Source organism: Streptomyces sp. NPDC096079, assembly GCF_040303145.1.
Classification (GTDB): Bacteria; Actinomycetota; Actinomycetes; order Streptomycetales; family Streptomycetaceae; genus Streptomyces.
Genome location: NZ_JBEOST010000002.1, coordinates 73,291 through 95,735, shown reverse-complemented (window position 1 = coordinate 95,735; position 22,445 = coordinate 73,291). Strand labels below are relative to the sequence as shown.

21 protein-coding genes are annotated in these 22,445 nt (G+C 70.1%); 10 read left to right on the top strand and 11 right to left on the bottom strand.

Translation table 11 applies throughout. The annotated features are described in order from the left end of the window. The first annotated feature begins 30 nt into the window (after positions 1-30). Complete coding sequence (locus ABTY59_RS04440; protein WP_352017398.1) at positions 31-1,101, top strand: Gfo/Idh/MocA family oxidoreductase; 1,071 nt, start codon at positions 31-33, stop codon at positions 1,099-1,101. A 7-nt stretch (positions 1,102-1,108) separates the two neighbouring features. Here ABTY59_RS04440 and ABTY59_RS04435 read toward each other — a convergent pair whose 3' ends face one another. The 5 genes from ABTY59_RS04435 to ABTY59_RS04415 all read right to left on the bottom strand — a co-directional run bounded on the left by ABTY59_RS04435 (position 1,109) and on the right by ABTY59_RS04415 (position 5,448). Beyond that, a complete protein-coding gene (locus ABTY59_RS04435; protein WP_352017397.1) occupies positions 1,109-2,620 on the bottom strand; it encodes a choice-of-anchor A family protein in 1,512 nt (503 codons plus the stop codon). 94 nt (positions 2,621-2,714) lie between these two features. Continuing rightward, on the bottom strand, positions 2,715-3,572 hold the full coding sequence (locus tag ABTY59_RS04430; protein ID WP_352017396.1) for a fumarylacetoacetate hydrolase family protein: 858 nt from the start codon (positions 3,570-3,572) through the stop codon (positions 2,715-2,717). A gap of 137 nt (positions 3,573-3,709) precedes the next feature. Beyond that, positions 3,710-4,429: a YidC/Oxa1 family membrane protein insertase gene (locus ABTY59_RS04425; protein ID WP_352017395.1), complete on the bottom strand. Its 720-nt coding sequence runs from the start codon at positions 4,427-4,429 to the stop codon at positions 3,710-3,712. 99 nt (positions 4,430-4,528) lie between these two features. After that, positions 4,529-4,825, bottom strand: a complete 297-nt coding sequence (locus ABTY59_RS04420; protein ID WP_352017394.1) for a DUF6412 domain-containing protein — start codon at positions 4,823-4,825, stop codon at positions 4,529-4,531. Positions 4,826-4,917: 92 nt separating this feature from the next. Next, on the bottom strand, positions 4,918-5,448 hold the full coding sequence (locus ABTY59_RS04415) for a winged helix-turn-helix transcriptional regulator (protein WP_352017393.1): 531 nt from the start codon (positions 5,446-5,448) through the stop codon (positions 4,918-4,920). A 131-nt stretch (positions 5,449-5,579) separates the two neighbouring features. Here ABTY59_RS04415 and ABTY59_RS04410 point away from each other — a divergent pair, with 131 nt between their 5' ends. Beyond that, positions 5,580-6,944 carry an MFS transporter gene (locus ABTY59_RS04410; protein ID WP_352017392.1) on the top strand — a complete coding sequence of 455 codons (1,365 nt, stop codon included), beginning with the start codon at positions 5,580-5,582 and terminating at the stop codon, positions 6,942-6,944. On the opposite strand, the gene ABTY59_RS04405 is transcribed toward ABTY59_RS04410, so the two are convergent. Beyond that, positions 6,945-7,775, bottom strand: a complete 831-nt coding sequence (locus ABTY59_RS04405) for a class E sortase (protein WP_352017391.1) — start codon at positions 7,773-7,775, stop codon at positions 6,945-6,947. Positions 7,776-7,838: 63 nt separating this feature from the next. On the opposite strand from ABTY59_RS04405, the gene ABTY59_RS04400 reads away from it, so the two are divergent. The 6 genes from ABTY59_RS04400 to ABTY59_RS04375 all read left to right on the top strand — a co-directional run bounded on the left by ABTY59_RS04400 (position 7,839) and on the right by ABTY59_RS04375 (position 15,710). Next, entirely contained in the window at positions 7,839-8,834 is a 996-nt protein-coding gene (locus ABTY59_RS04400) for an SEC-C metal-binding domain-containing protein (protein ID WP_352017390.1), read from the top strand. 124 nt (positions 8,835-8,958) lie between these two features. Further along, entirely contained in the window at positions 8,959-10,497 is a 1,539-nt protein-coding gene (locus ABTY59_RS04395; protein WP_352017389.1) for an ATP-binding protein, read from the top strand. Next, positions 10,497-13,442 (top strand): Z1 domain-containing protein, encoded by a 2,946-nt coding sequence (locus ABTY59_RS04390; protein ID WP_352017388.1) that lies wholly within the window; start codon positions 10,497-10,499, stop codon positions 13,440-13,442. The genes ABTY59_RS04395 and ABTY59_RS04390 overlap by 1 nt, the downstream gene beginning before the upstream one ends. Positions 13,443-13,491: 49 nt before the next feature. Next, positions 13,492-14,451: a NaeI family type II restriction endonuclease gene (locus ABTY59_RS04385; protein ID WP_352017387.1), complete on the top strand. Its 960-nt coding sequence runs from the start codon at positions 13,492-13,494 to the stop codon at positions 14,449-14,451. 9 nt (positions 14,452-14,460) lie between these two features. Beyond that, a complete protein-coding gene (locus ABTY59_RS04380; protein ID WP_352017386.1) occupies positions 14,461-15,213 on the top strand; it encodes an NgoMIV family type II restriction endonuclease in 753 nt (250 codons plus the stop codon). A gap of 17 nt (positions 15,214-15,230) precedes the next feature. Then, complete coding sequence (locus tag ABTY59_RS04375) at positions 15,231-15,710, top strand: very short patch repair endonuclease (protein WP_352017385.1); 480 nt, start codon at positions 15,231-15,233, stop codon at positions 15,708-15,710. Here the strand turns inward: ABTY59_RS04375 and ABTY59_RS04370 are convergent, their stop codons facing one another. Further along, on the bottom strand, positions 15,711-16,904 hold the full coding sequence (locus ABTY59_RS04370; protein ID WP_352017384.1) for a DNA cytosine methyltransferase: 1,194 nt from the start codon (positions 16,902-16,904) through the stop codon (positions 15,711-15,713). Positions 16,905-17,058: 154 nt separating this feature from the next. Between ABTY59_RS04370 and ABTY59_RS04365 the strand changes: the two genes are divergently transcribed. After that, a complete protein-coding gene (locus tag ABTY59_RS04365) occupies positions 17,059-17,817 on the top strand; it encodes an HNH endonuclease (protein ID WP_352017383.1) in 759 nt (252 codons plus the stop codon). A gap of 189 nt (positions 17,818-18,006) precedes the next feature. After that, on the top strand, positions 18,007-18,306 hold the full coding sequence (locus tag ABTY59_RS04360; protein WP_352017382.1) for a hypothetical protein: 300 nt from the start codon (positions 18,007-18,009) through the stop codon (positions 18,304-18,306). A 55-nt stretch (positions 18,307-18,361) separates the two neighbouring features. Here the strand turns inward: ABTY59_RS04360 and ABTY59_RS04355 are convergent, their stop codons facing one another. The 4 genes from ABTY59_RS04355 to ABTY59_RS04340 all read right to left on the bottom strand — a co-directional run bounded on the left by ABTY59_RS04355 (position 18,362) and on the right by ABTY59_RS04340 (position 22,412). Beyond that, a complete protein-coding gene (locus ABTY59_RS04355) occupies positions 18,362-19,630 on the bottom strand; it encodes a DUF445 domain-containing protein (RefSeq protein WP_352017381.1) in 1,269 nt (422 codons plus the stop codon). A 12-nt stretch (positions 19,631-19,642) separates the two neighbouring features. Next, positions 19,643-20,629: an ABC transporter ATP-binding protein gene (locus ABTY59_RS04350; protein WP_352017380.1), complete on the bottom strand. Its 987-nt coding sequence runs from the start codon at positions 20,627-20,629 to the stop codon at positions 19,643-19,645. A 6-nt stretch (positions 20,630-20,635) separates the two neighbouring features. Further along, complete coding sequence (locus ABTY59_RS04345) at positions 20,636-21,412, bottom strand: ABC transporter permease (protein ID WP_352017913.1); 777 nt, start codon at positions 21,410-21,412, stop codon at positions 20,636-20,638. Between the two features lie 196 nt (positions 21,413-21,608). Beyond that, the gene (locus ABTY59_RS04340) at positions 21,609-22,412 is read right to left on the bottom strand and encodes an ABC transporter permease (RefSeq protein ID WP_352017912.1); all 804 of its coding nucleotides are present in this window, start codon (positions 22,410-22,412) and stop codon (positions 21,609-21,611) included. Positions 22,413-22,445: the final 33 nt, after the last annotated feature.

Below are 22,445 nucleotides of genomic sequence, written 5' to 3'. Positions count from 1 at the left end.
TTTGGCAACCGCGTTGCTTAAGTGGGCCCCATGACCCCCCTCCGCGTCGGACTCGTCGGCTACGGCCTCGCGGGCTCCGTCTTCCACGCCCCGCTCATCGCCGCCTCCGAGGACCTCGCCCTCTCCGCCGTCACCACCGGCGACCCCGAGCGGGCCGCCGAGGCCCGCGCCGCCCACCCCGGCGTCCGGGTCGCCGCCCGCCCCGAGGAGCTGTGGCGGCAGGGGGCCGAGGAGCTGGACCTGGTCGTCGTCGCCTCCCCCAACAAGACGCACGTCGCCGTCGCCACCGCCGCCCTGGAGGCCGGGATCCCGGTCGTCGTCGACAAGCCGCTCGCCGGGACCGCCGCCGAGGCCCGCGCGCTCGCCGCCCTCGCCGAGGAACGCGGCCTGCTCCTCTCGGTCTTCCAGAACCGCCGCTGGGACAACGACTTCCGCACGCTGCGCCGGCTCATCGACGAGGGCGAGCTCGGCGAGGTCCAGCGCTTCGAGTCCCGCTTCGAGCGGTGGCGCCCGCGGCCCAAGGGCGGCTGGCGCGAGTCCGGCGCGCCCGAGGAGATCGGCGGGCTCCTGTACGACCTGGGCAGCCACGTCGTCGACCAGGCGCTCGTGCTCTTCGGCCCGGTGGTGTCCGTGTACGCCGAGTCGGACGTGCGCCGGCCGGGCGCCGAGGCCGACGACGACACGTTCCTCGCGCTCACCCACGCGAACGGGGTCCGTTCGCATCTGTACGTGAGCGCCACCGCCGCCCAGCTCGGCCCCCGCTTCCGGGTCCTCGGGCAGCGGGCGGGTTTCGTGAAGTACGGGCTCGACCCCCAGGAGGCCGCCCTCCGCGAGGGGCTGCGGCCCGGGCCCGGTGCCGTCTGGGGCGCCGAACCCGAGGCGCTGTGGGGCCGGATCGGCGCCGGGGAGTCGCCGTTGACGGGCGGCGGCACTCCGGTGGAGTCGCTGCCCGGCGACTACCCGGCGTACTACGCGGCCGTCGCCGCCGCCGTGCGCGGCACCGGTGAGAACCCGGTCACCGCGCACGAGGCGGCGGCCGCCCTCGACGTCCTTGAGGCGGCGCGGCTCTCGGCGCGCGAGGGGCGCGTGGTCTCCCTGTAGCGGCCGCTCAGCCCGAACGCCTCCGCCGGCGCGCGACGAACACCAGCGCGCCGCCGCCGAGACCGAGGGCGACCGCGGTCGCGCCGATGACGAGCTTCCCGGTGCCGGCGCCGGTCTCGGACAGCTCGCCCTGGGGGCCGTGGTGCCCGCCGGAGTCGCCGTAGCCGTTGTCGCCGTAGCCGTTGTCGCCGTAGCCGGAGTTGGATCCCGAGCCGGATCCCGAGCCGGTGTCACCGCCGCCGGTGGACGACCCGCCCGTGGTCCAGCCGCCGTCGGAACCGCCCGTGGTCCAGCCGCCGTTCGTGGGGTCGGTGGGAGTGGGGGTGGGCGTGGGGTCGGTCGGCGTGGGAGTCGGGTCGGTCGGGGTCGGCGTCGGGTCCGTCGGGGTGGGCGTCGGGTCCGTCGGGGTGGGCGTCGGCTCGGTCGGCGTCGGCGTCGGGGTGGGGTCCGTGCAGGACGGCAGGTCGCCGTCGAACGGGTAGGCGTGGATCTCCTGACCCCCGCCGCCCGCGCTCTCCGAGGAGTGGGTCAGGTTGCCGGTGGTGAAGAAGCGTCCGTTCATGCCGGGCATCGTCACCGTCGTCGTACTGGCCTGATTGCCGATCAGCACGCTGCCCGCGAACTGGGCCGTGCCCTCGAACCTGACCGTCGCCGCGTCGGGGAAGTTCCACAGCACCCGCTCGCGCAGGCCGTCCGGCAGCTGGTTGATGTACGAGTCGACCGTGCGGTCCGCGCCGAGGACGTTGACGAGGACCGTCGCGCCGGCCGGGATCCTCGCGAAGCGGATGCCCTGCTGGCCGCCCCTCGCCGACTCCAGGTCGAAGTCGACGTTGAAGACCTGGAGCGCCGAGGTGCCGTCCCCGGTGAAGAGCGTCTCGTAGTCGTTGTTGGACGCGGTGCCCGTCGGGGTGCGGGAGGCCCCGTTCACGTACGCGTAGCACTGGCTGGCGTCGGTGAGCTGCCCCCGGAGCGCCTTGTACGGGTCGGCGGCCGCCGTGTCGTGGACCGGCGTCGGGCTCACCGTGCCGGAGAGGGCGCCCCCGTACCGTACGACGCCGCTGACCGTGCCCTCCTCCGCGAGGAGGCGCTGCTGGTCGGCCACCGTCAGGTTCTTGCCGACGGTGAGGAAGTCGGTGCCGTTGACGGGCGGGACGCGCGAGCCGACACCGGCGACGCCGACGTTGTAGACGGCCGAGACCCCGGCCCTCTTCTTCTGGTCGAAGCCGCCGAGGACGACGATCTTGCCCTCGGCCTCCGCCGCCGCCTCGCGGACGAGGAAGTCGCCGCCGACGAACACGTTGATGTTGTTGTCGCGGTAGGTGACGGTGCCGCTGCCGTTGTCGTCGGGGTACCGCGTGGGGCAGTTGCCCGGCTTGCACGGGCCGAGGCCGCCGGGCAGGGGGTCGGCGTGCCCGGTGACGGCCAGCACGCCGACGAGGGCGGTGGCCCCGACCGTGGACGCGGCGATGAGGGCGAGTCGGCGCCGGTCGCGTCGACGCTCGTACGAGATTCTTTCCATATCGGGCAATATGCAAAAAGGGTACGAAAATGGCGACGTCCCACGCGGAACGCCGCCGATTTCGCACCCGTGCGGTCAGCGACCGCTCCTGAGGTCAGGCGCCTTTGAGCTCCTGGCGCTGCCGGCCGAGGCCCTCGACCTCCAGCTCGACGACGTCGCCGGGACGCAGGTACGGCTTGGGCTCCGGCTGCCCCATGGCGACGCCCGCGGGCGTACCGGTGTTGATGATGTCGCCCGGGTAGAGGGTCATGAACCGGCTGACGTACCGGACGACCTCCGCGACCGGGAAGATCTGGTCCGAGGTGTGCCCGTCCTGCTTGAGCTCGCCGTTGACCCAGAGCTTCAGGCCGAGGTCCTGCGGGTCGGGCACCTCGTCGGCGGTGACGAGCCAGGGGCCGAGCGGGTTGAAGGTCTCGCAGTTCTTGCCCTTGTCCCAGGTGCCGCCGCGCTCGATCTGGAACTCGCGCTCGGAGACGTCGTGGGCGACCGCGTACCCGGCGACGTGCGCGAGGGCCTCCTCGTCGGTCTCCAGGTAGCGCGCCGTGCGGCCGATGACGATCGCGAGCTCGACCTCCCAGTCGGTCTTCACCGAGCCGCGGGGTACGAGCACGGTGTCGTCCGGGCCGACGACGGTGTCGGCGGCCTTGAGGAAGACGACGGGCTCGGCGGGGGTGGCCTGACCGGTCTCGGCGGCGTGCCCGTGGTAGTTCAGCCCGATGCACACGACCTTCCCGATCCGGGCGACCGGCGGGCCGACGCGCAGGCCGGTGGCGTCGAGCGCGGGCAGCACGCCGGCGGCGGCCGCGCCGCGGACGCGGTCGAGGGCGGAGGCGTCGGCGAGCAGACTGCCGTCGATGTCGTCGACGAGGGCGGACAGGTCGCGGAGCGTTCCGTCCTGGTCGAGCAGGGCGGGACGTTCGGCTCCCGGCGGGCCGACACGCAGCAGCTTCATGGTCTTCTCCCTGTGGTCGAGGAGGGCCCGGGAAGGGCCCTGAGGTGCCCCGGCCGATGGAGTGCGGCCATCGGAGGATTGGTCGATCCTCCAAGACAACGGGTCACTCTGCAAGACCCCGTTCACACACTGGACCCTTACGCGGGAGTAACCAGGGCCGCCTGAGGCATGTCCCGGTAGAGGAAGGCCCGCTCGACGGCGGTCCAGGTGGTGCTGGTGACGATGTAGAGGGCGGCGGCGAGCGGGACGACCGCGACCGAGATCAGCGTCGCGAAGGAGAGCAGCGGCAGGTACCGGGCCATGCCCGCGGCCACCGCGGCCCCCGGCTGGCCGGGCTCGACGGCGACCGCGACCGGCTGCCGCCTGGCGCGGAGGTAGGTGTACGTGGCGACGGCGCCGACGATCGCGAAGAGCACGAGGTAGACCAGGCCGGCCGGGCCGAACACGCCCCCGTCGGCGAGCGCGTCGGCGTAGTGGTCGCCGAGCGGGGCGGCGAACAGGCTGTGTCCGGCCATCCGCCCGCTGGAGAAGAGGTGGTACATCAGGAAGAAGGCGGGCGCCTGGAGCAGGCTCGGCAGGCAGCCGGCGAGCGGCGAGACCTTCTCCTCGGCGTGCAGCTCCATGATCGCCTTCTGCATCCGCTCGGGGTTCTTGGCGTGCTTCTTGCGGAGCGCGGCGAGCTGCGGGGCGAGCCGGGTGCGGGCCTTCTGGCCGCGCGCGGCGGCCCGGGAGAGCGGGTGGACCGCGAGTCGTACGAGCAGGGTGAAGAGGACGATCGCGGCGGCCGTGGCGGTGGTGGCGAAGAGCGGCTGGAGCAGGTCGGCGAGCTGCTCGACCAGGGAAGCGAAGACGTTCAAGGGAGCCCTCCGTGGGGTCTCGTCGTGCCGGAAGCGGTGAATTCGGCATGACGGATCCGCGAGGGGTGCTCGCCGTACGGGTGCGGTGGTGCGGGCTCCCTACGCGGCCGTCGGGAGGGGACGGCCGGGAGCTCGCGGTCTGCGGCGCCCGCGGGCGTCGGGATCGCGCTGGGGCAGGAAGGCGGTGCGCCGCTCGCGGTCGCGGATGGCCGTGCGGACGGCGGCGGGCGGCGCGGCGGGCGCCGTGCGGGCCCCGAAGAGCGCGCAGACGACGCCGGTGGCGGCGAGGGCGACGGCGGCGGAGAGGCTCGCGCCGTCGGACAGGAGCAGGTCGGCGAGGGCGAGCAGGAAGAACAGGGGCGCGACGATGCGCAGGACCAGGGCCCTGATCGTCATCCCGCCACCTCCTTCCGGTGCCGCTGTCGCGCGCTGTCGCGATCTTCTCAGGAGGAGGACGCGCGGGGACGCCGGGAAGTTCCCGATCCGCCTCACGTGTGTGCGTGGTCCAAGGGGGTCAGGAGGCGGCGGGGCCGGAGGAGGGCGCGACTGACGGGATCCGCGGGGTCGGGGTCGAGTCCGGCGCCGGGCCGCACCTCGATGTCGGCGAGCGGTACGGGGACGCGGCAGGAGGGGCAGTCGTCGTGCGGGCCGAGCTCGGTGCCGCAGTCGGCGTGGTGGAAGTGGCGGAGCGGCACGGTCCCGGGGACCTCGGTGCGGCCCCAGGTGCCGAGCGAGCGCAGGACGGGCCAGAGGGCGAGGCCGCGCGCGGTGAGGACGTACTCGTCGCGCGGGGGCGAGTCCTGGTAGCGCCGCCGGTCGAGGACGCCGGCGTCGACGAGGGCCTGGAGGCGGGCCGCGAGGACCGCTCGGGGGGCGCCGAGGTGGACGAGGAAGTCGCTGTAGCGGCGGACGCCGTAGAAGGCGTCGCGGACGACGAGCAGGGTCCAGCGTTCGCCGATGACCTCCAGGGCGCGGGCGATGGAGCACTGCTGGAGGGCGTAGTCCTTGCCGAGAGCCATGGGACCCATCGTAACGCAGAAGGTTCATTCACCGAACCGACCCTGGTAGTGTGAGTTCATTGAACGAACCGACCAGGCGGCCTCGCCGCCCCGAGTCCGTTCGCCGAAACCGACCGGTGGAGGTTCCCGCCATGCCGCAGCTCGCCACCACGACACGGACCGGCGCTCCCGCCCGGACCGGCCGCCCCGGGGCCACCCTCGCCGTCACGGCCGCCGCCACCGCCGTCGCGCTCATGAACTACACGGCCCCGATGCTGACCCTCCCCGACATGGCCGCCGCCTTCGGGACCCCGGCCTCCGCCCAGGCATGGCTGCTCAACGGCACCCCGCTCGGCCTCGCCGTCCTCCTCCTGGTCGCCGGCAGCCTCGCCGACGCGCACGGACGGCGCAGGGTCTTCCTGCTCGGCACCCTCGCGCTCGGCCTCACCACCGCGCTCGGCGCCCTCGCCGGCTCGACCCTCGCCTTCACCCTGGCCCGGATCGCCCAGGGCGCCGCGAGCGCGGCCGTCCTCGCGGGCAGCCTCGGCCTCCTGGCCCACGCCCACCCGGCGGGCCGGGACCGGATCAGGGCCACCGGGATCTGGGGCGCGGCCGTCAGCGGCGGCATCGCCCTCGGCCCGCTCCTCGCGGGCGCGCTGAGCCTGGCCGACTGGCGCCTGGCGTACGGGACGCTGGGCGCGGCGGCGCTCGTGACCGCGGCCGCGGGGGCACGGACCCTGGCGCCGGAGGCGAGGGTGCCGGGCGCGCCCCGCCCCGACGTGGCGGGAGCCGTGGCCCTCGGCCTGGCCCTGACGGCCCTGCTCACCGCCCTCACCCTCGGCCGGGACGGGTGGCTGCGGGCCCCGGTGGGGCTCCTCCTCCTCGCGTCCGCCGCGCTGACGGCACTGTTCGTGGCGGTCGAGCACCGGAGCCGTACGCCCATGATCGACCTGGCGCTGCTGCGGCGGCCCGCGTTCCTGGCGTCGACGCTCGGCGCGCTGTTCACGGGCCTGGCGGTGATCGGCCTGTTCAGCGTGGTGCCCGCGCTCCTCCAGGGCGGGGCCGGGATGTCGCCCCTGGGCGCGGCGGTGCTGTTCCTGCTCTGGTCGGGCACCGCGTTCACCGCGGCGCTGCAGGCCCGCCGCCTCGCGGGCCGGCTCTCCGCCCCGTACCAGCTGGCGGTGGGCTTCGCCCTGTCGGCGGCGGGGGCCCTCACGCTGCTCGGCGCCCTGGACGGCCCCTGGCCGCGGCTCCTCCCCGGCCTCGTGGTGGCGGGCGTGGGCAGCGGCCTCCTGAACGCGGCGCTGCCCCGGCTCGCGGTCGACTCGGTGCCGCCGGAGCGCGCGGCGATGGGCTCGGGCGCCAACAACACCGCCCGCTACATCGGCTCCTCGGCGGGAGTGGCCCTCACCCTGGCCCTGGTGACGACCGACCCGGACACGGCGCTGCTCGTCTCGGCGGCCCTGGCACTCACCGGAGCGGCGCTCACCCTCGCCCTGGGGCGCGGGCGGCGCTGATCACCGCGCCGACACCAGCTTCGCCCAGACGACGAGCCGGTAGGTGCTGGTGAACTCGGGGGTGCAGGTGGTGAGGGTGAGATAGGCCCCGGGCGCGGAGTACCCGTAGGAGGGCCTGACGAGGGACCGGGGCACGGCCCGGATGACCCCGACGTCCCGGGGAGCGGTGGAGGCCAGGACGAGATCGACGCGATAGACGAAGCTACGCGCCCGCGTGCGCACGAGGATCTCGTCCCCGTCCCGGAGCCGGTTGATGTACCGGAAGGGCTCGCCGTGCGTGTTCCGGTGCCCGGCGAGCGCGAAGTTCCCGACGCTCCCGGGGGAGGCGGTGCCGGGATAGTGCCCGGCGTACCCCTTGTCGAGGACGCCCCGCTTGGAGACGCCCTCGGCGACGGGAACGGTGAGCCCGAGCCGGGGGATGCGGAGGACGGCGAAGGCGGCGGAGGGCGAAGGGGACGCGGCGCCGGACTCGCCGGAAGCCCCGGGGGAAGCCTCCGCGGAAGACCCCACCGAGGGCGCCCCGGAAGCCCCCGCAGAAGACTCCACCTCGGATCCCCCCGAAGACTCCACCTCAGACGCCCCCGAAGACTCCCCCTCGGACTCCCCCTCAGGAGAGATGTCCCACTCCCGCTCCAGGACACGCACCTGGTCGAGGGCCTCGGCGCGGGCCTCGCGATTGGTCCACCAGAGCTGATGGACGACGAGAAGGAGGACGAGAACCCCACAGGTCACGGCGGTCTCGGCACCGAGCCACAGCGCGCGGGCGCCCGGACGGGACCGTCCTCCCGACTGGACGACGACCGGCACCCGCTCCCGCACCCTGGCCCGCACGCGGGGCACGATAAGCGCTGAGGCGCCAACTCTCCAGGCCCGTACAGCAGTACGGTGGAGGGCATGCGCCCCGACACGCCTGCCGCCCACACCACCGAAGCCGAGCGCCTGCTGCGCACGGCCGCGCAGTACCCGGGAGACCGGGAACCGCTGTACCTCCAGGCGGCGGCGCACCACGAACTGGCCGGAGACCGCGAGGCCGCGACGGCCCTCTACGACACCCTCCTGTCCGGAGAGCCGGCGAACCCCCACCTGATCAGGGCGCTGAAGGCGGCGAACCTGTGGGAGTACGGGCACGAGGCGGAGGCCCGGGCGATCATCGACGGCATCCGGCGGACGCGGCCGGCGGACGCGGCGCCCTGGCAGATCGCCGCGGAGACGCTGGAGGCGCACGACGAGCTGGAGGCGGCGGAGTCGACCCTGACCGAGGCGGCGACGCTCCTGACGCCCGCGGAGGACCTCCCCCACAGCACCCAGTCCCTGCTCACGACCAGGCACCGCATCCGGCGGATGCTGGCGAGGGACCACGACGACTGGGACGACCTGGCGGACCGCCTGCACACGGGCGCCGTCGGCCTCGACGAACTCCACGACCCGAAGCGCCTGTGGTCGCTGGGCTCCTCGGACCCGGCGGAACTCCAGGCCGAGATCACCCGCCTCCGCTCGGAACTGGGCACCTACCGCACGGCCCTGTCGCGCCCGTTCCCGGTGGCGGTCCTGCACTGGCCGGAACCGGAACTGGACGAGCTCCTGGCGGCGTACCCGGAACTGGAGGCGGAGTACCCCACGTACCGGGCCCACCTGACGGACATCGAGGCGTCCCTCCGCGAACTGTCGGCCGCGGGCACCCCGAACCTGGGCATCGTCCGCGCGACGGTCCCCTCCTACGAAGCCTTCGCCGCCTCGGAAGCCACCCACCCCTCGAACCCGGACCTCCTCCCCCAGTACGCCACAACCCTGGCAGCCCGAGCCCGCGCGACGTCGTGGCCCCCGGCCCGGGGGGCGGCCTGCTGGTGCGGGTCGGGGCGGACTTATGGGGAGTGCCACGGGGGCGACTGACCTGCAGCTTTCTTGACCGTTTCCTCGCGGCGTGTCAGCCGGTTGGAGTAACGTCATGCGCGTCACGTTGCTGTAAGACTGGCCGCAATCCTGCACAGGTCAGTCCTGTGTGCGAGGAAGCCACTTGCCTTACGAGTCCGGCCCTGACTGGCAGTTCGACGTGCCCACGAGCGGGAGCAAGCGCCTACCGCCAGCCGCCAGGTATGTGGAGTCGCTGACACATCAGGGCTACGGTTTCGAAGCCGCCATCGCCGACCTCATCGACAACTCGATCGACGCCGGCGCGAAGAACGTCGTTGTGAGCTTCTCGCGCGATGACGACCGCCTCGTGAGCCTCCTCGTGGTCGACGACGGCCACGGCATGAACGACGAGACACTCGATGTCGCCATGACCGTGGGCGGGCAGCAGGAGTACTCCGCTGACGCGCTGGGCCACTTCGGGGCCGGACTGAAGGCAGCCTCTCTGTCGCACGCCGATGCCCTGACGGTGATCAGCCGCACCAAGCGCAGCCCTTCCACGGGCCGACGCTGGCTCACTGCCCGGGCACACGAGGATTTCACGTGCGACATCGTCGACTCCAGGTACTGCCAGGACCTCGTTGACCGTTACGACGGTGTGATCGGCTGGCACGGCACGATCGTCAGGTGGGACGGTGTACGGGCCTTCTGGACCATCACAGCAGGCCAGACCGACCGCTTCCTGAACGAGACGATCGAACGGCTGGAAACCCACCTAGGGCTGTACCTCCACCGCTTCCTGGCACGGGACGACTTCCACATCGACATCGTCGTGGAAGACGTGAGAACCCGGGAAGAACTTGACCACCGCGGGGTCGAAGCGATCAACCCGTTCGGCTACCGCATCCCCGGACGGGCCGGCTATCCCCGTACGTACACAGCTCCCGTCGAGGGAGTCGGGGACCTGGAGCTCGAAGCCCACATCTGGCCGCCCAAGTCCCCCCTCGTAGCCTTCCGGGGCATCGGCGCACTCGCTGAGCGTCAGGGCTTCTACATCTACCGGAACGATCGCCTGGTACAGGCCGGAGGATGGAACGGAACCCGTAGCGGCGAGACGCATCACCACCTCGCCCGGATCGCCATCGATCTCCCCTCTCAGCCGAACCGCGTCTTCTCACTCACGGTGAAGAAGGACGGGATCAACGTCACTCCAGCGTTTGCACGTGGCCTGGAGCAGGCAACAGACAGCGGCGGCAGCAGCTTCACCCAGTACCTGTCCGAGGCAGAGAAGGTCTACCGCGACGCGGCGCGCCGGTCGACCGAAGTCCAACGCAAAGAGGTCATCCCCCCGGGCAAGGGCGTCGACCCGAAGCTGAAGAGAACGCTCCGCGACGAGCTCCCCGCCCTGGAGGGCGAGGACCCGATCACCTTCCGCTGGGAAGCGCTGCCCTCCGACGTCTTCTTCGACATCGACCGCGAGGAGCACGTCGTACGTCTGAACAAGGAGTTCCGGCAAGCCTTCAACGGGGAACGCCGGGCAGGTTCGAACGACGCTCCGGTCCTCAAGGCCATGCTCTATCTCATGTTGGAGAAGAACTTCCGCATGGGCCGCTCCAGTGCACAACGAGATGACGAGATGGCGCTGTGGAACAGCATTCTGCTGTCCGCTGTCCACTGCGAGCTGACCCGCGGAGAGGCGCTCTAGTGAACAACAGTCTGCTCAACCTCCACCTTGATGCCCTGGGTGCCATGAGCCGTGGTCCGAAGGACTTCGCCAAGATCGCCTTCGCTGTCTCCGACCTGGAGGAGCCGGCTGACGGAGACCTGGAGGAGTTCCGCAGCCTGCTCCTGGCCGGGCAGCCCGAGTTCACGGCGCTCTGGACTCAGAAGCTGATGTCCTGGGACATGACCGAATCCGCGCCCTGGTCTGCCGCCCTTGCTGGAACCGAAGAGAGGCGGTCCGACACCTACGCGAAGCTCGGCTTCGCCGACGAGGTCTGCAAGGCGCTCGACGTGGCTGTGCCTCTCGTCGCGGGTACTCGGCCCGTGGTCATCAGCAAGGACTTCACTCCCTGGTACACCAAGCAGAAGAGCACAGCACGGTCCTTCTACTGGTCAGCGTACGAGCGGGTCTTGCGGGACAAGGGCTGGAGCGAAGCCGCCATCGCAAGTCTCGACCAGGCCTCGCACAGTGTGGTGGAGCGGCTGGCCGATCCCACCCGGGCCGAGGCGTACAGTGCGCGCGGCCTCGTGGTCGGCTACGTACAGTCAGGCAAGACAGCCAACTTCACCGGTGTCATCGCCAAGGCCGTCGACGCCGGATACCGGCTCGTCATAGTCCTCGGCGGAACTCTCAATCTCCTGCGCGGCCAGACCCAACGGCGACTGGACATGGAGCTGATCGGCAGGGAGAACATTCTCCGTGGTATCAGCCCCGACGACATCGACAGCCTGATCGGTGTCGACTACCAGGACGACGAGGACTGGCCTGCCAAGTTCGTCTCCCACGACGGCCGGCCGTCCGACCGCGGGGCCTTCGACATCGAGCGGCTGACGACGCGCGCCGACGACTACCAAGGCCTGGGCCAGGGCATCAGCGCTCTGGACATCCCGAAGAGCGACCCCACCCGTCCCCTGCACGACCCGGTGAACCTGCATCCCTCGGCAGCCCGCGTCATGGTGGTGAAGAAGAACAAGGACGTCCTGACCAAGCTGGTCACGGACCTCAAGAGGGTGGGAAACATCCTCGGCGAGCTCCCGGTTCTGATCATCGATGACGAGTCCGACCAGGCATCCGTGAACACGGTCAACCCGACCAAGCAGACGGAAGGCGAGGAGACCCGCACCGCCATCAACGGACTGATCTCCCAGCTCCTCAAGCTGCTCCCGCGGGCTCAGTACGTCGGGTACACGGCAACGCCTTTCGCCAACGTCTTCATCGACCCGGACGACGCCCAGGACATCTTCCCGAGGGACTTCCTCATCTCCTTGCCCCGCCCCGTGGGCTACATGGGAGTCCAGGACTTCCACGACCTGGACTCGGCGGTCCCCGCAAACGAGCGGACCTTCGCCAACTCACAGGAGAAGGCCCACGTCCGCGGTGTTCACGACGGTACAGACGACCGGCTTCTGGAAGCCCTGGACGCGTTCATCCTCTCGGGCGCGGTCAAGCTCTACCGCATCAGCCAGGGCGTACCGGAGAGCAAGTACCGCCACCACACCATGCTCGTCCACGACTCCGTGCGCATGGCGGACCACAAGGCCCTCGCCCAGCGTCTGAATGGGGCGTGGCGCGAGTTCTACGGCAGCAGCGCCGCACACGAGCGGCTGGCGAAGCTCTTCCAGGAGGACTTCAAGCCGGTCTGTGACGCCCGGGCCGAAGGTGCACCCGTCCCGGAGTCCTACGAGGTCCTCAAGCCCTTCATCAGCAGCGCGCGCCGGCTCATCAGCCTGGGAAGCGATCCGGTCATCATCGTCAACGGTGACAAGGAACGTGACTACGAGCAGGCCGATCTCGACTTCGATCGCACCCCCAACGTCTGGAAGATCCTCGTCGGCGGCACGAAGCTCTCCCGAGGCTTCACTGTGGAGGGGTTGACGGTCACGTACTACCGGCGCAAGACCCAGCAGGCAGACACGCTGATGCAGATGGGCCGCTGGTTCGGTTTCCGGGATCAGTACCGCGACCTGGTGCGCCTCTACATTGGCCGTGACGAGCCCTACGGCAAGGGCAAGACGCTTGACCTCTACGAGGCGTTCGAGGCCATCTGCCAGGACGAGGAGGTGTTCCGAGCTCAGCTTGCGCAGTACGCAACCATGGTCGATGGCGAACCCCAGCTGACCCCGGAGCGGATGCTGCCCCTTGTTTCGCAGCACCTGGCGCTGATCAGGCCCTCGGCGCGGAACAAGATGTTCAATTCCGAGCTCGTCGAAATCCGGTCCCCCGGCAAGCCGATCGAGCCGGCCGCCTACCCGCTGGGTGCGATGCAGACCCGGCGCAACACCGAGCGGTGGCGGCCGCTGCTTCACGTCTTCGAGGCCGATCCCGTCACCCTTACCCTTCCGCCTGACAGCAGCAGCCCGCTCACGCGGACCTTCCAGGCGACCACGGCTCTCGTGCCACATGCCGAACTCATCAGCGTGCTGAGCCAGCTGGAATGGGAGGGCGACAACCACTTCACCCCTCACCTCAACTATCTGGCGCAGCTGGATGGTTCACTGGCTGCCGTCGACAACTGGCTGCTGGTGGCGCCCCAGACAACTCCGAGCCGCCGCATCGAGGGCACCCTCCTGGGTCACGGTCCTGCCTCGCTCGTCCGTCGTAGCCGCCAGCTGGGGAAAGTGGCCTTCGGGCGAATCTCAGGCCTTGAGCATCGGCGGTGGGCCCAGGCCCTGATCAACGAAGCCCAGGCTGACACGCTGCGCCCGGGGCCGCTTGCCCTCGGAACCAGCACCGGCATCGTGCTGCTTTATGCGGTCGTGGAGACCGACGACGACGCGAAGCTCCGCTCCGCTGCACCGCATGGCGTGGCAGACCCCTCCCAGGCGTTCCTGGCCTTCACGGTCATCCCGCCGACGGCGGCAAACGACTCCTCGCTGCGCCTGCTCCGCTACCAGGCAAAGCGGTCGGGGCTGCGTGACGAGCCGTAACCGTCCAGGCAAGCCGGTTTCATCCAGCTGATCAGACAGGAACCCTTCCGTGCTCCCCCTGGACATAACAGCCGCGTCCAACATCCATGTTCTGCCGCTCCTGGCCCAGGACGCGGAACTGGCCGCTGTTTACCGCAAGCTCCTCCAGCTCGACCCGGAGGGACTTCGTTTTGCTGCAGTCCTGCGCAACACCATCGACCAGCTGCTCAACGGCGAGGTGACCGGACGCTACGACTGGAAGACGCTGTTCAAGACCGAGAAGACCCACGCGGGCACGCTCGTCGAAATCAATCTGCAACGCGAGTTCACGTTCGACGACGGCATCGACATGGACTACCAGATCGCCGGGATCGAGGTGGACTGCAAGTACTCGCAGCAGTTCGGCGGCTGGATGATCCCTCCTGAGGCGCTGGGTCATCTGTGTCTCCTCGTATGGGCGGACGACTACAAGAGCCAGTGGAGTGCCGGTCTCCTGCGGATCGACGAGCTGTGGCTGAACGCAGGAAACAACCGCGACAAGAAGCTGACGATCAAGGCGGAGCACCGGAACAGGATCCTCTGGCTGTGGCACCAGCAGGAGCTTCCCGAGAACGCCCTTCTTCATATGGACCCGGATGACCGGGCGGCGGTCTTCGCCGCCGGCTCTGGCCAGGCACGGCTCAATCAGCTGTTCCGCCTGCACCAGAGGCGGCGGATCAGCCGGAACGTGGTCCGCACGGTTGCACAGCAGAAGGACTACATGAAGCGCGTCCGTGGAAACGGCGGTGCGCGATCAGCTCTGCGCGATGAGGGCATCCTCATCATGGGGGACTACGAAAGCCACCGGCGGATCGCCTCAGATCTCGAGATTCCCGTACCCCGGGAGGGAGAGTTCGTGAGTGCTCGCGTAGTCGAGGTGTCATCTCCTGGCAATCGGCCCAGCGCCATGCTGGACGGTCGGCACTGGGCGTGCGCCTTGCCTGACGAAGCCCCCGCAACCGCTCCGTCTCTTCCGTCAACCAATAAGTGAGCCCGCCTGATGAGTGCGCCTTTCGCCACCCAGCTGCTCGGGTGGAAGCTCCTGGATTCCGGGGCCCTCGTGGCCAACAGTGCGGACACGAGCAGCACCCCCTCCAAGCTGCTGGCCGCGGCCATACTCGATGACCTGGGGATCCCCCGCGAGATCCTCGCGGCAACTCCCGCCGAGCCCGGTCCAGCTCTCGAGGTAGCGGTGCGCGACGACCTCGCCGGCAAGCTTGCACACATGGACAGCCAGCGGAAGTGGCAGGTCGACCACAAGCAGGTCGTCACTGCCTTCGGCCAGTACGACCATCTCGCCAAACTGTCCAAGCTCCTGAAGAAATACCCGGAGCTGAGGACCGAGCTGGGACGTGACTACCTGATCAAGCCCGACGTGACCGTGGGGGTTGACGATTCGCCCCTGCTAGGAGATCCCCGACCGTTCCTGCATGCGGCTGTGTCGTGCAAATGGACGATCCGGTCCGACCGTGTCCAGAACATCCGGCATGAGTTCCTCCAGATGATCAGGCACCGCCGCGGTCGCCTGCCTCATCTCGTGGCGGTGACGGCAGAGCCGATGCCCAGCCGGATCGCAGCCATCGCACGTGGAACAGGCGAGGTCGATGCGGTCTACCACATCGCCTTCGACTCACTGTCCAAAGCCGTTCAGGACGTGGGCAGCAAGCAGCAGAAAGACGACTGGCACGAGTGCGTGGAGCAGGGCAGGGTTCTCCCGTACGAAAGACTGGCCCACACTCTGGCAGGCTGGTAGCCGGAGGGCTGCATTCGATGACCCAGCAAGACACCGGCGCAGAATGGTCTCCGCCAGAAGGCTCGTGGGCCTCGTCAGAGTCGCGTCGCCGGAACATGCAGGCGATCCGTAGCCGGGATACCAAGCCGGAGCAGCTGGTACGGCGGCTGCTGCACGCCCAAGGGCTGCGCTATCGGGTAGCGGCCAGGCCGCTGCCCGAACTGCGCCGGACGGCAGACATCGTCTTCCGTCCAGTGAAGGTAGCCGTGTTCATTGACGGCTGCTACTGGCACGGATGCCCTGAGCACTATGTGCCGCCAAAGACGAATCCGGGCTACTGGTCAGACAAGGTTGCCAGGAACATGGCCCGTGACCGGGACACCGACCAGCGTCTGGAAGACGCCGGCTGGACGGTGCTCCGCTTCTGGGAGCACGAACCGTCAGAGGAATGCGCCGTACAGATCGCCGCTGAGGTGGACAAACGTCGTGCCCGTGCACGGGGCACGGGCACGACGTGATCAGGAGTTCTGTGCGTCCCGCTCGCGGGCGGCCTTCAGGACATCCATGATCGACCGGCCGACGGCCTCGGCAACCGGCGGCGGAAAGGCGTTTCCGACCTGTCGGTACTGAGCCGTCTTGCCGCCGTCGAAGATCCAGTCGCCGGGGAAGCCCTGGATGATCGCCGCCTGCTCTACGGTCAGCATCGGCCCGTCGGCGCCGAAGAGGTCACGTCCCTCGGACCCCTTCTTCCTGGACAACTCGATGCCGTTGGCCACACCGAGTCCCGAGACGCCCAGCTGCTTCCAGGCCGCCTTGGCCCTGCTCGGGCCGAGGTCGGCGCCGCCGTGTTTCTTCGACCCTCCGACGAGCGTAGGGGCGATGCCTGCGCTGTCCTTAGCCTGCAGCTCCTCGTGACGCTTCGTCGCCTTGGTGTGCCATCGCGCGTAGGCCTCGCGGGCTTCCCGGTCCCGGGGGCCGTCATAGTGCGCCTTGTATCGCTGTTCCATCGACTCAGCCAGCGCTTCCACGACACTCACCGCGTGCTCGTGAGTCGGAGTCGGCCATTCGTACTTGACGTCATCCTTGAGGACGTCCTCGCGGATCGCGACGAGGATCGCCCTCGGCCTCAACTGCGGAACTCCGAAGTCGCTCGCCTCCAGGAGACCCCAGTGGCACACCCTGTACCCAAGCCCCTCGTCATGCACGAGAGAGCCGTCCTCAGCGCGGTAGTCGCCACTCTGGAGCCTGGCCTTGATGTAGTCCCGGTAGTCCGAGAACTTCGGGTCCAGAATGCCCCGCACATTTTCGATCATCACAGCGCGCGGACGCAGCTTCTCGACGAGGTACAGCATCCGTGGGAAGAGATCCCGCTCGTCGTCCTTGCCGAGCTGCTTGCCTGCGTGCGAGAAGGGCGGGCACGGCACTCCACCGGCCAGCAGATCGAGGTCCTCGGGCTTGATCAGACCGCCCTCCGTCTTCACGCTCTCCAGCGGCTCGAACTTCGTGACATCAGCGTGACTGAGGTCACAATGCAGCTTCTCCCAGCCCCAGTCCGGCCGCGCTTCGATGTTCTGCCGGAGCGTTTCCCTTGCGTTCTTGTCGATCTCGACGAGAGCAAGGTGCCTGAAACCGGCTGCGTGCAGGCCGATGGCCTGCCCGCCGGCTCCAGCACAGATCTCGATTGAAGTGAACTCCGCCTCAGTGCCGGTCATGCACCCTCCTTCGACCACGTACGTCGCTGGCGCCTTGCCCGCCAGCCATCACAGAGAGTGACAGGCCCCACTGACAACGCCCTCCAAGTGTGCGCCATCCCGCCACCCCCTCAGACACTCCACACACGCGGCGAACACTTGTACGATCTTCCGCATGGCGCAAATCTCCTGGGTGAGGGACGAGCTGCTGCTGGCATGCGCGCTCGTCATGGAGAACGGCTGGCGCGAGCTGCGTCAGAACGACCTTCGGGTACTGGAGCTGTCTGACCTGCTCCGCTCGCTCCCTCTGCACGGGGATGCCGCCGTCGATCAGCGCTTCAGGTCGCCGAACAGCGTCAGCCGCAAGACCACCGACATTGCCACAGCACACCCTGAATACGGCGGCCCCGCGACCAAGGGCGGACGCCCCACCCGCGAGATCGTCTCCGACTTCCTCACGCATCCCTCGCAGATGCTCGCCGCCGCGAGCGCGCTGCGGGAGGGAGTCTCCAGCGGAGAACTCCACCACGTCCCGGCGCACCCGGACGAGATCGACGAGGAGGGCGGGCAGAGTGCGCGTGAAGGCCGCCTGCTGCTCCGCTGGGCCCTCCACCGCGAACGCGATCGCGGCCTGCGAAGCAAGAAGATCTCGCAGGTCCAGCGCCTGGGCCTGCCCATCCGGTGCGAAGTCTGCACCTTCGACTTCGGGCTCACGTACGGGGCACTCGGCGCCGACTACATCGAAGTGCACCACGTCACTCCCCTCCACACCACCGGTCCCCGCGAAACCCGTCTCGAAGATCTCGCGCTGCTGTGCGCCAACTGCCACCGCATGTGCCACAGAAACCACGAAGGGCAATCGTGGCGCACCCCGGACGCCGTGCGTGCGGAAATGCGCTCGGCCGCCTGTCATGCGGCTTCACAAGCCTCGTAGAGACAGCACCAGCAACCCACCGGCTTTCGCCGCGTCTGGAAGGGGCTCGGGAGTGTGCCGGCGACCACGTCCAGCCCACGCTCTTCCAGCCGGTCAGCGACGAGACGCACTGCGGCGGATGCTCCCTGAACGGGCCGAAATGACTCCCGTACGCTCGAAGAACCAGCCGTCGATCAGGAAGGCCCCGTCATGCCCCGTATCCCCGCCCCCGCCATAGCCGCCGCCGGGCTCGTCGGTGGGTATGCCGTTGCTCGGTGGACGAAGAAGCGGCCTCTCGGGGGTGTCGTGTTGGCCGTTGCCGGGGGTGTGGCCGCCAGGGAGTGGCAGCAGGTCTCGGGGGCCAAGGCCGCCGTGGGGCTGACCGCCGGTTACGTCGCCGCGTTCGCCGGGTCGCATCCGCTCGCCAAGAAGATCGGGGCCTGGCCCGCGGTGTTCTCCGTCGCCGGGGGCATGGCCGCCGCCTCCTGGGCCGTGACCCGCGGGAAGTAGCCTCAGCCACAGACAGCGCCCTCGGACGCCCCCGTCGACCACCCGGAAGGCGCCCTCAGCCGCCCGCCGCGTGGCTCACCGTGTAGATCAGGAGGCCTGCCAGGGCGCCGACGACCGTGCCGTTGATGCGGATGAACTGGAGGTCGCGGCCGATGTTGGCCTCGATCTTGCGGGAGGTCTGGTCGGCGTCCCAGCCCGCGACCGTGTCCGTGATCAGGGACGTGATCTCGTGGCGGTAGGTGGTGACCACGTACGCCGCCGCGTCCTCCGCCCAGCCGTCGACCTTGCCCTGCAGGCGGGCGTCCGTCGACAGGCGGTTGCCCAGGGAGATCAGGGAGGCGCGGGCGCGGAGGCGGAGCTGGCTGCGGTCGTCCTCGGCCGCCGCGATGATCAGGGACCGTACCGAGGACCAGGCCGAGGCGATGATGTCCTGGACCTCCGGGCGCGCCAGGAGGTCCGACTTCAGGCGCTCCACGCGCGCCCGCGTGTCCGTGTCCGCCTGGAGGTCCGCCGCGAAGTCCGCGAGGAAGCGGTCGATCGCCCCGCGCGCCGGGTGGCCCGGCATGTCCCGCATCTCCGTCACGAAGCGGAGCAGCTCCTTGTAGACGCGCTCGCCGATCCGCCGGTCCACGAAGCGTGGGGTCCAGCCCGGTGCCCCGCCCTGCACCGCGTCCATCACCGATTCCCCGTGCGTCACCAGCCAGTCGTGCGCCCGGGTGCAGATCAGGTCGACCGCCCGGTGGTGTGCCCCGTCGGCCACTACCCGCTCCAGGGTCTTGCCCAGGCCCGGGGCGATCTCCACCGCCTCCGCGCGGCGGGTGATCGCCTCGCCCACGACCGCCTGGACGTCCGCGTCGCGCAGGACGGTCAGGGCGCCGCGCAGCGCCGTCGACGCCTCCGCCGTCACCCGGTCCGCGTGCGCCGGGTCGGCCAGCCACTTCCCCAGCCGGGCGCCGATGCCGAGGGCCGCCAGCCTGCCCCGTACGACGTCGGACGACAGGAAGTTCTCGCCGACGAACGTGCCGAGTTGCGCGCCCAGCTGGTCCTTCTTCGTCGGGATGATCGCCGTGTGCGGGATCGGCAGGCCCAGCGGGCGGCGGAAGAGCGCCGTCACCGCGAACCAGTCCGCCAGCGCGCCGACCATGCCGGCCTCCGCCGCAGCCGCGACATAGCCGGCCCACGCCCCCCAGCCGGCGTTCTCCGCCCACGTCGCCAGGGCGTAGATCACGGCCACCAGGGCGAGCAGCGCGGTCGCCAGGGTTTTCATGCGGCGGACGCCTCTGCTCTTCTCCTCGTCCGCCGCCGTGTACGCGAAGCTCACCATCGACTCGACCTCCTACTTCAGGGACTCCCGGCGCTCGTCCCGAGTTCCCCCGTACATCTTCGCGATCACCGCCTCGATGTCCGGCTCCCGCACCGAGAGGTCCAGGAGGGGATAGCGGGCGGCCACCGCCGCCACCAGCGGCGCCGCCGACGTGGAGGACGGGAACGCGAGCCACTGGCGCGGGCCCTCCGACCGTACGAAACGGGCCCCCGGCACGTCCCTGATCGGCGGCACCTCGCGCTCCAGGTCCACGATCAGGAGGCGTTCGCTCTCCCCCACCGCGTGCAGGCCGGCGAGCTCCCCGTCGTACATCAGCCGCCCGTGGTCGATGACCATCACCCGGGAGCAGAGCTGTTCGATGTCCGTGAGGTCGTGGGTGGTCAGGAGGACGGTGGTGCCCCGGGTGGCGTTCAGGTCGCGGAGGAACTCCCGCACCTTCGCCTTCGACACCACGTCCAGGCCGATCGTCGGCTCGTCCAGGTACAGCACCTCCGGGTCGTGCAGCAGCGCCGCCGCGATGTCGCCGCGCATCCGCTGGCCGAGGGAGAGCTGCCGTACGGGCACGTCGAGGAGGTCTCCCAGGTCCAGGAGTTCCACGCAGCGGGCCAGGTTCTCCGCGTACCGGGCGTCGGGGATGCGGTACATGCGGTGCGCCAGCCGGTACGAGTCCTTCAGCGGCAGGTCCCACCACAGCGTCGTGCGCTGGCCGAAGACCACTCCTATCCGCTGCGCCAGGCGGGTGCGCTCGCGCGCCGGATCGATCCCCGCGACGCGCAGCCGGCCCGCGCTGGGCGTCAGGATGCCGGTGAGCATCTTGATCGTGGTCGACTTCCCGGCGCCGTTCGGACCGATGTAGCCGACCATCTCGCCGCGCTCCACGCCGAACGTGATGCCGTCGACCGCCCGCACCTCCTTCTTCTCACGGCGGAGCAGGCCCGTCTTCCGGCGGACCGTGAAGGTCTTCTCCAGGGAATCCAGTGCGATGAAGGGCACGCCCATGCTCTTTCAGCTTCCTGTCGATCGGTACGAGCGGATCCCCGCCCGCCACGCCAGCGCCGCGACCCCGCAGCTCACCGCCGCCACCAGCGGCGACGCGAACGCCGCCCCGTCCGGCACCCCCGCCGGGGCCGGCCGGCCGAGCACGTACAGCGCGGGCAGCCAGCTCACGAACGCCAGCGGCACGACGTACACCACCCCGCGCACCAGGTCCTGCGCGAAGATCGTCGGCGGGTACTGGAGGAGCGTGTTCCCGCCGTACGTGAAGGAGTTCGTGACCTCGGCGGCGTCCTGGAGCCAGAAGAGGGCCGACGCGCCCACCACCATCACCGCGCCGAAGATCACCGCCCCGCACACCACCGTCACCGGCAGCAGCAGCACCTTCAGCGGCGTCCACTCCACGTCGAGGAGCAGCAGCGCCCAGACCAGGACCATCAGGCCCTGCGCGACCCTCCCGAACCGCCGCAGCGCGAACTTGTCCGCCGCGACCTGCGCGAGCAGCGGCGCCGGACGCATCAGGAAGGTGTCGAGCGAGCCGTCCCTGACCCGCCTCCCCATCCGCTGGAGCGAGCCCATCGTCAGGTCCGCGATCCCGAAGGACGTGCCGGCCGTCCCGTACAGCAGGGCGACCTCCGCGAACGAGAAGCCGCCGAGTCCCCGCACCTGACCGAACATCAGGAGGATGACGACGAAGTCGAAGAAGGTGACGCAGAAGCTGGTGAGGAGCGTCAGCGCGAAGGAGGAGCGGTACGTCATCGTGGACCGGATCCACATGCCCGCGACCATCCGGTACGTGCGCCAGGAGTCCCGCGCCCAGGAGCCCCGTGCCCAGGAGTCCGGCGCCCAGGAGTCCGGCGACGGGGGGCCCGCCGACCAGGAGCCCGCCGCTGAAGGGCCCTCCGACCAGGAGCCCGCCGCTGAAGGGCCCTCCGACCAGGAGTCCGCCGCCGAGCCCTCCGCCGAGGAGTCCCGCGTCCGGGAGTCAGCCACCCTGCACCACCACCTTCCGTCGCGCCGCCGCCTGCACCAGGCGGCCCGCCCCGAGGAGGACCACCGCCCAGCAGCCCTGGAAGGCGTACGCCCCCGCCAGCGCCCCGCCCCCCTCGTACTTCCCCAGGTACACGTCCGCCGGCACCTGGAGCAACGACGCCCACGGCAGCAGCCGCGCGATCTCGCCCAGCGCGCCCGGGAAGACGTTCAGCGGGAGCAGCATCCCCGAGAAGAACAGGCCCCCGAGCCAGGCCACCTGCACCACCCCCTGGCCGTCGAGCAGCCAGAAGGCGCTCATCGCGACCAGGTACCAGAGGGCGAAGCCGACGGTGGAGCCCAGCGCCACCGCCCCGAGGAACGCGAGCCACCCGCCCGGCCCGGACGGCAGGGTGAAGCCGAAGACGAGCGCGCCGACCGCCATCGGCGCGACCCCTCGCCCGAGGAGCTGGTACGCGGAGCGGCCGGCGTCGACCGAGAACCACCAGGCCTGGAGGTCGACGGGACGGTACAGGTCGACGGCGATGTCACCGGTCCTGATCCGCTCGATCAGCTCGTCCTCGAAGCCGCCGCCCATCAGCCCGCAGACGGTGATCAGGGCCTGGCCGATCCAGACGTAGGCGAGGGCGTCGTCCATCGAGTACCCGCCGAGACCCGGCCGTTCGTCCCACAGGGCGATGTACGTGGCGGAGAGGACGAAGCCGAAGACGGTGTTGGTGAAGACGCCCGCGGCCGTGGCCACGCGGTAGGTGGCGAAGCGCCGGAAGCCGCCCGCGGCCACCGTCGCGTACAGCCGCAGCATGGGGAGCCCTTTCCGGCGGGGTGGACGGCG

What these genes read in the sequence shown, in the direction of transcription:
- ABTY59_RS04345 (WP_352017913.1), bottom strand. Translation starts at nt 21,412, where the DNA reads ATGGTCGCGGGCATGTGGATCCGGTCCACGATGACGTACCGCTCCTCC.
- ABTY59_RS04415 (WP_352017393.1), bottom strand. Translation starts at nt 5,448, where the DNA reads ATGGCTCTCGGCAAGGACTACGCCCTCCAGCAGTGCTCCATCGCCCGC.
- ABTY59_RS04375 (WP_352017385.1), top strand. Translation starts at nt 15,231, where the DNA reads ATGACCCAGCAAGACACCGGCGCAGAATGGTCTCCGCCAGAAGGCTCG.
- ABTY59_RS04350 (WP_352017380.1), bottom strand. Translation starts at nt 20,629, where the DNA reads ATGGGCGTGCCCTTCATCGCACTGGATTCCCTGGAGAAGACCTTCACG.
- ABTY59_RS04440 (WP_352017398.1), top strand. Translation starts at nt 31, where the DNA reads ATGACCCCCCTCCGCGTCGGACTCGTCGGCTACGGCCTCGCGGGCTCC.
- ABTY59_RS04365 (WP_352017383.1), top strand. Translation starts at nt 17,059, where the DNA reads ATGGCGCAAATCTCCTGGGTGAGGGACGAGCTGCTGCTGGCATGCGCG.
- ABTY59_RS04360 (WP_352017382.1), top strand. Translation starts at nt 18,007, where the DNA reads ATGCCCCGTATCCCCGCCCCCGCCATAGCCGCCGCCGGGCTCGTCGGT.
- ABTY59_RS04400 (WP_352017390.1), top strand. Translation starts at nt 7,839, where the DNA reads ATGCGCCCCGACACGCCTGCCGCCCACACCACCGAAGCCGAGCGCCTG.
- ABTY59_RS04435 (WP_352017397.1), bottom strand. Translation starts at nt 2,620, where the DNA reads ATGGAAAGAATCTCGTACGAGCGTCGACGCGACCGGCGCCGACTCGCC.
- ABTY59_RS04430 (WP_352017396.1), bottom strand. Translation starts at nt 3,572, where the DNA reads ATGAAGCTGCTGCGTGTCGGCCCGCCGGGAGCCGAACGTCCCGCCCTG.
- ABTY59_RS04355 (WP_352017381.1), bottom strand. Translation starts at nt 19,630, where the DNA reads ATGGTGAGCTTCGCGTACACGGCGGCGGACGAGGAGAAGAGCAGAGGC.
- ABTY59_RS04380 (WP_352017386.1), top strand. Translation starts at nt 14,461, where the DNA reads ATGAGTGCGCCTTTCGCCACCCAGCTGCTCGGGTGGAAGCTCCTGGAT.
- ABTY59_RS04420 (WP_352017394.1), bottom strand. Translation starts at nt 4,825, where the DNA reads ATGACGATCAGGGCCCTGGTCCTGCGCATCGTCGCGCCCCTGTTCTTC.
- ABTY59_RS04370 (WP_352017384.1), bottom strand. Translation starts at nt 16,904, where the DNA reads ATGACCGGCACTGAGGCGGAGTTCACTTCAATCGAGATCTGTGCTGGA.
- ABTY59_RS04410 (WP_352017392.1), top strand. Translation starts at nt 5,580, where the DNA reads ATGCCGCAGCTCGCCACCACGACACGGACCGGCGCTCCCGCCCGGACC.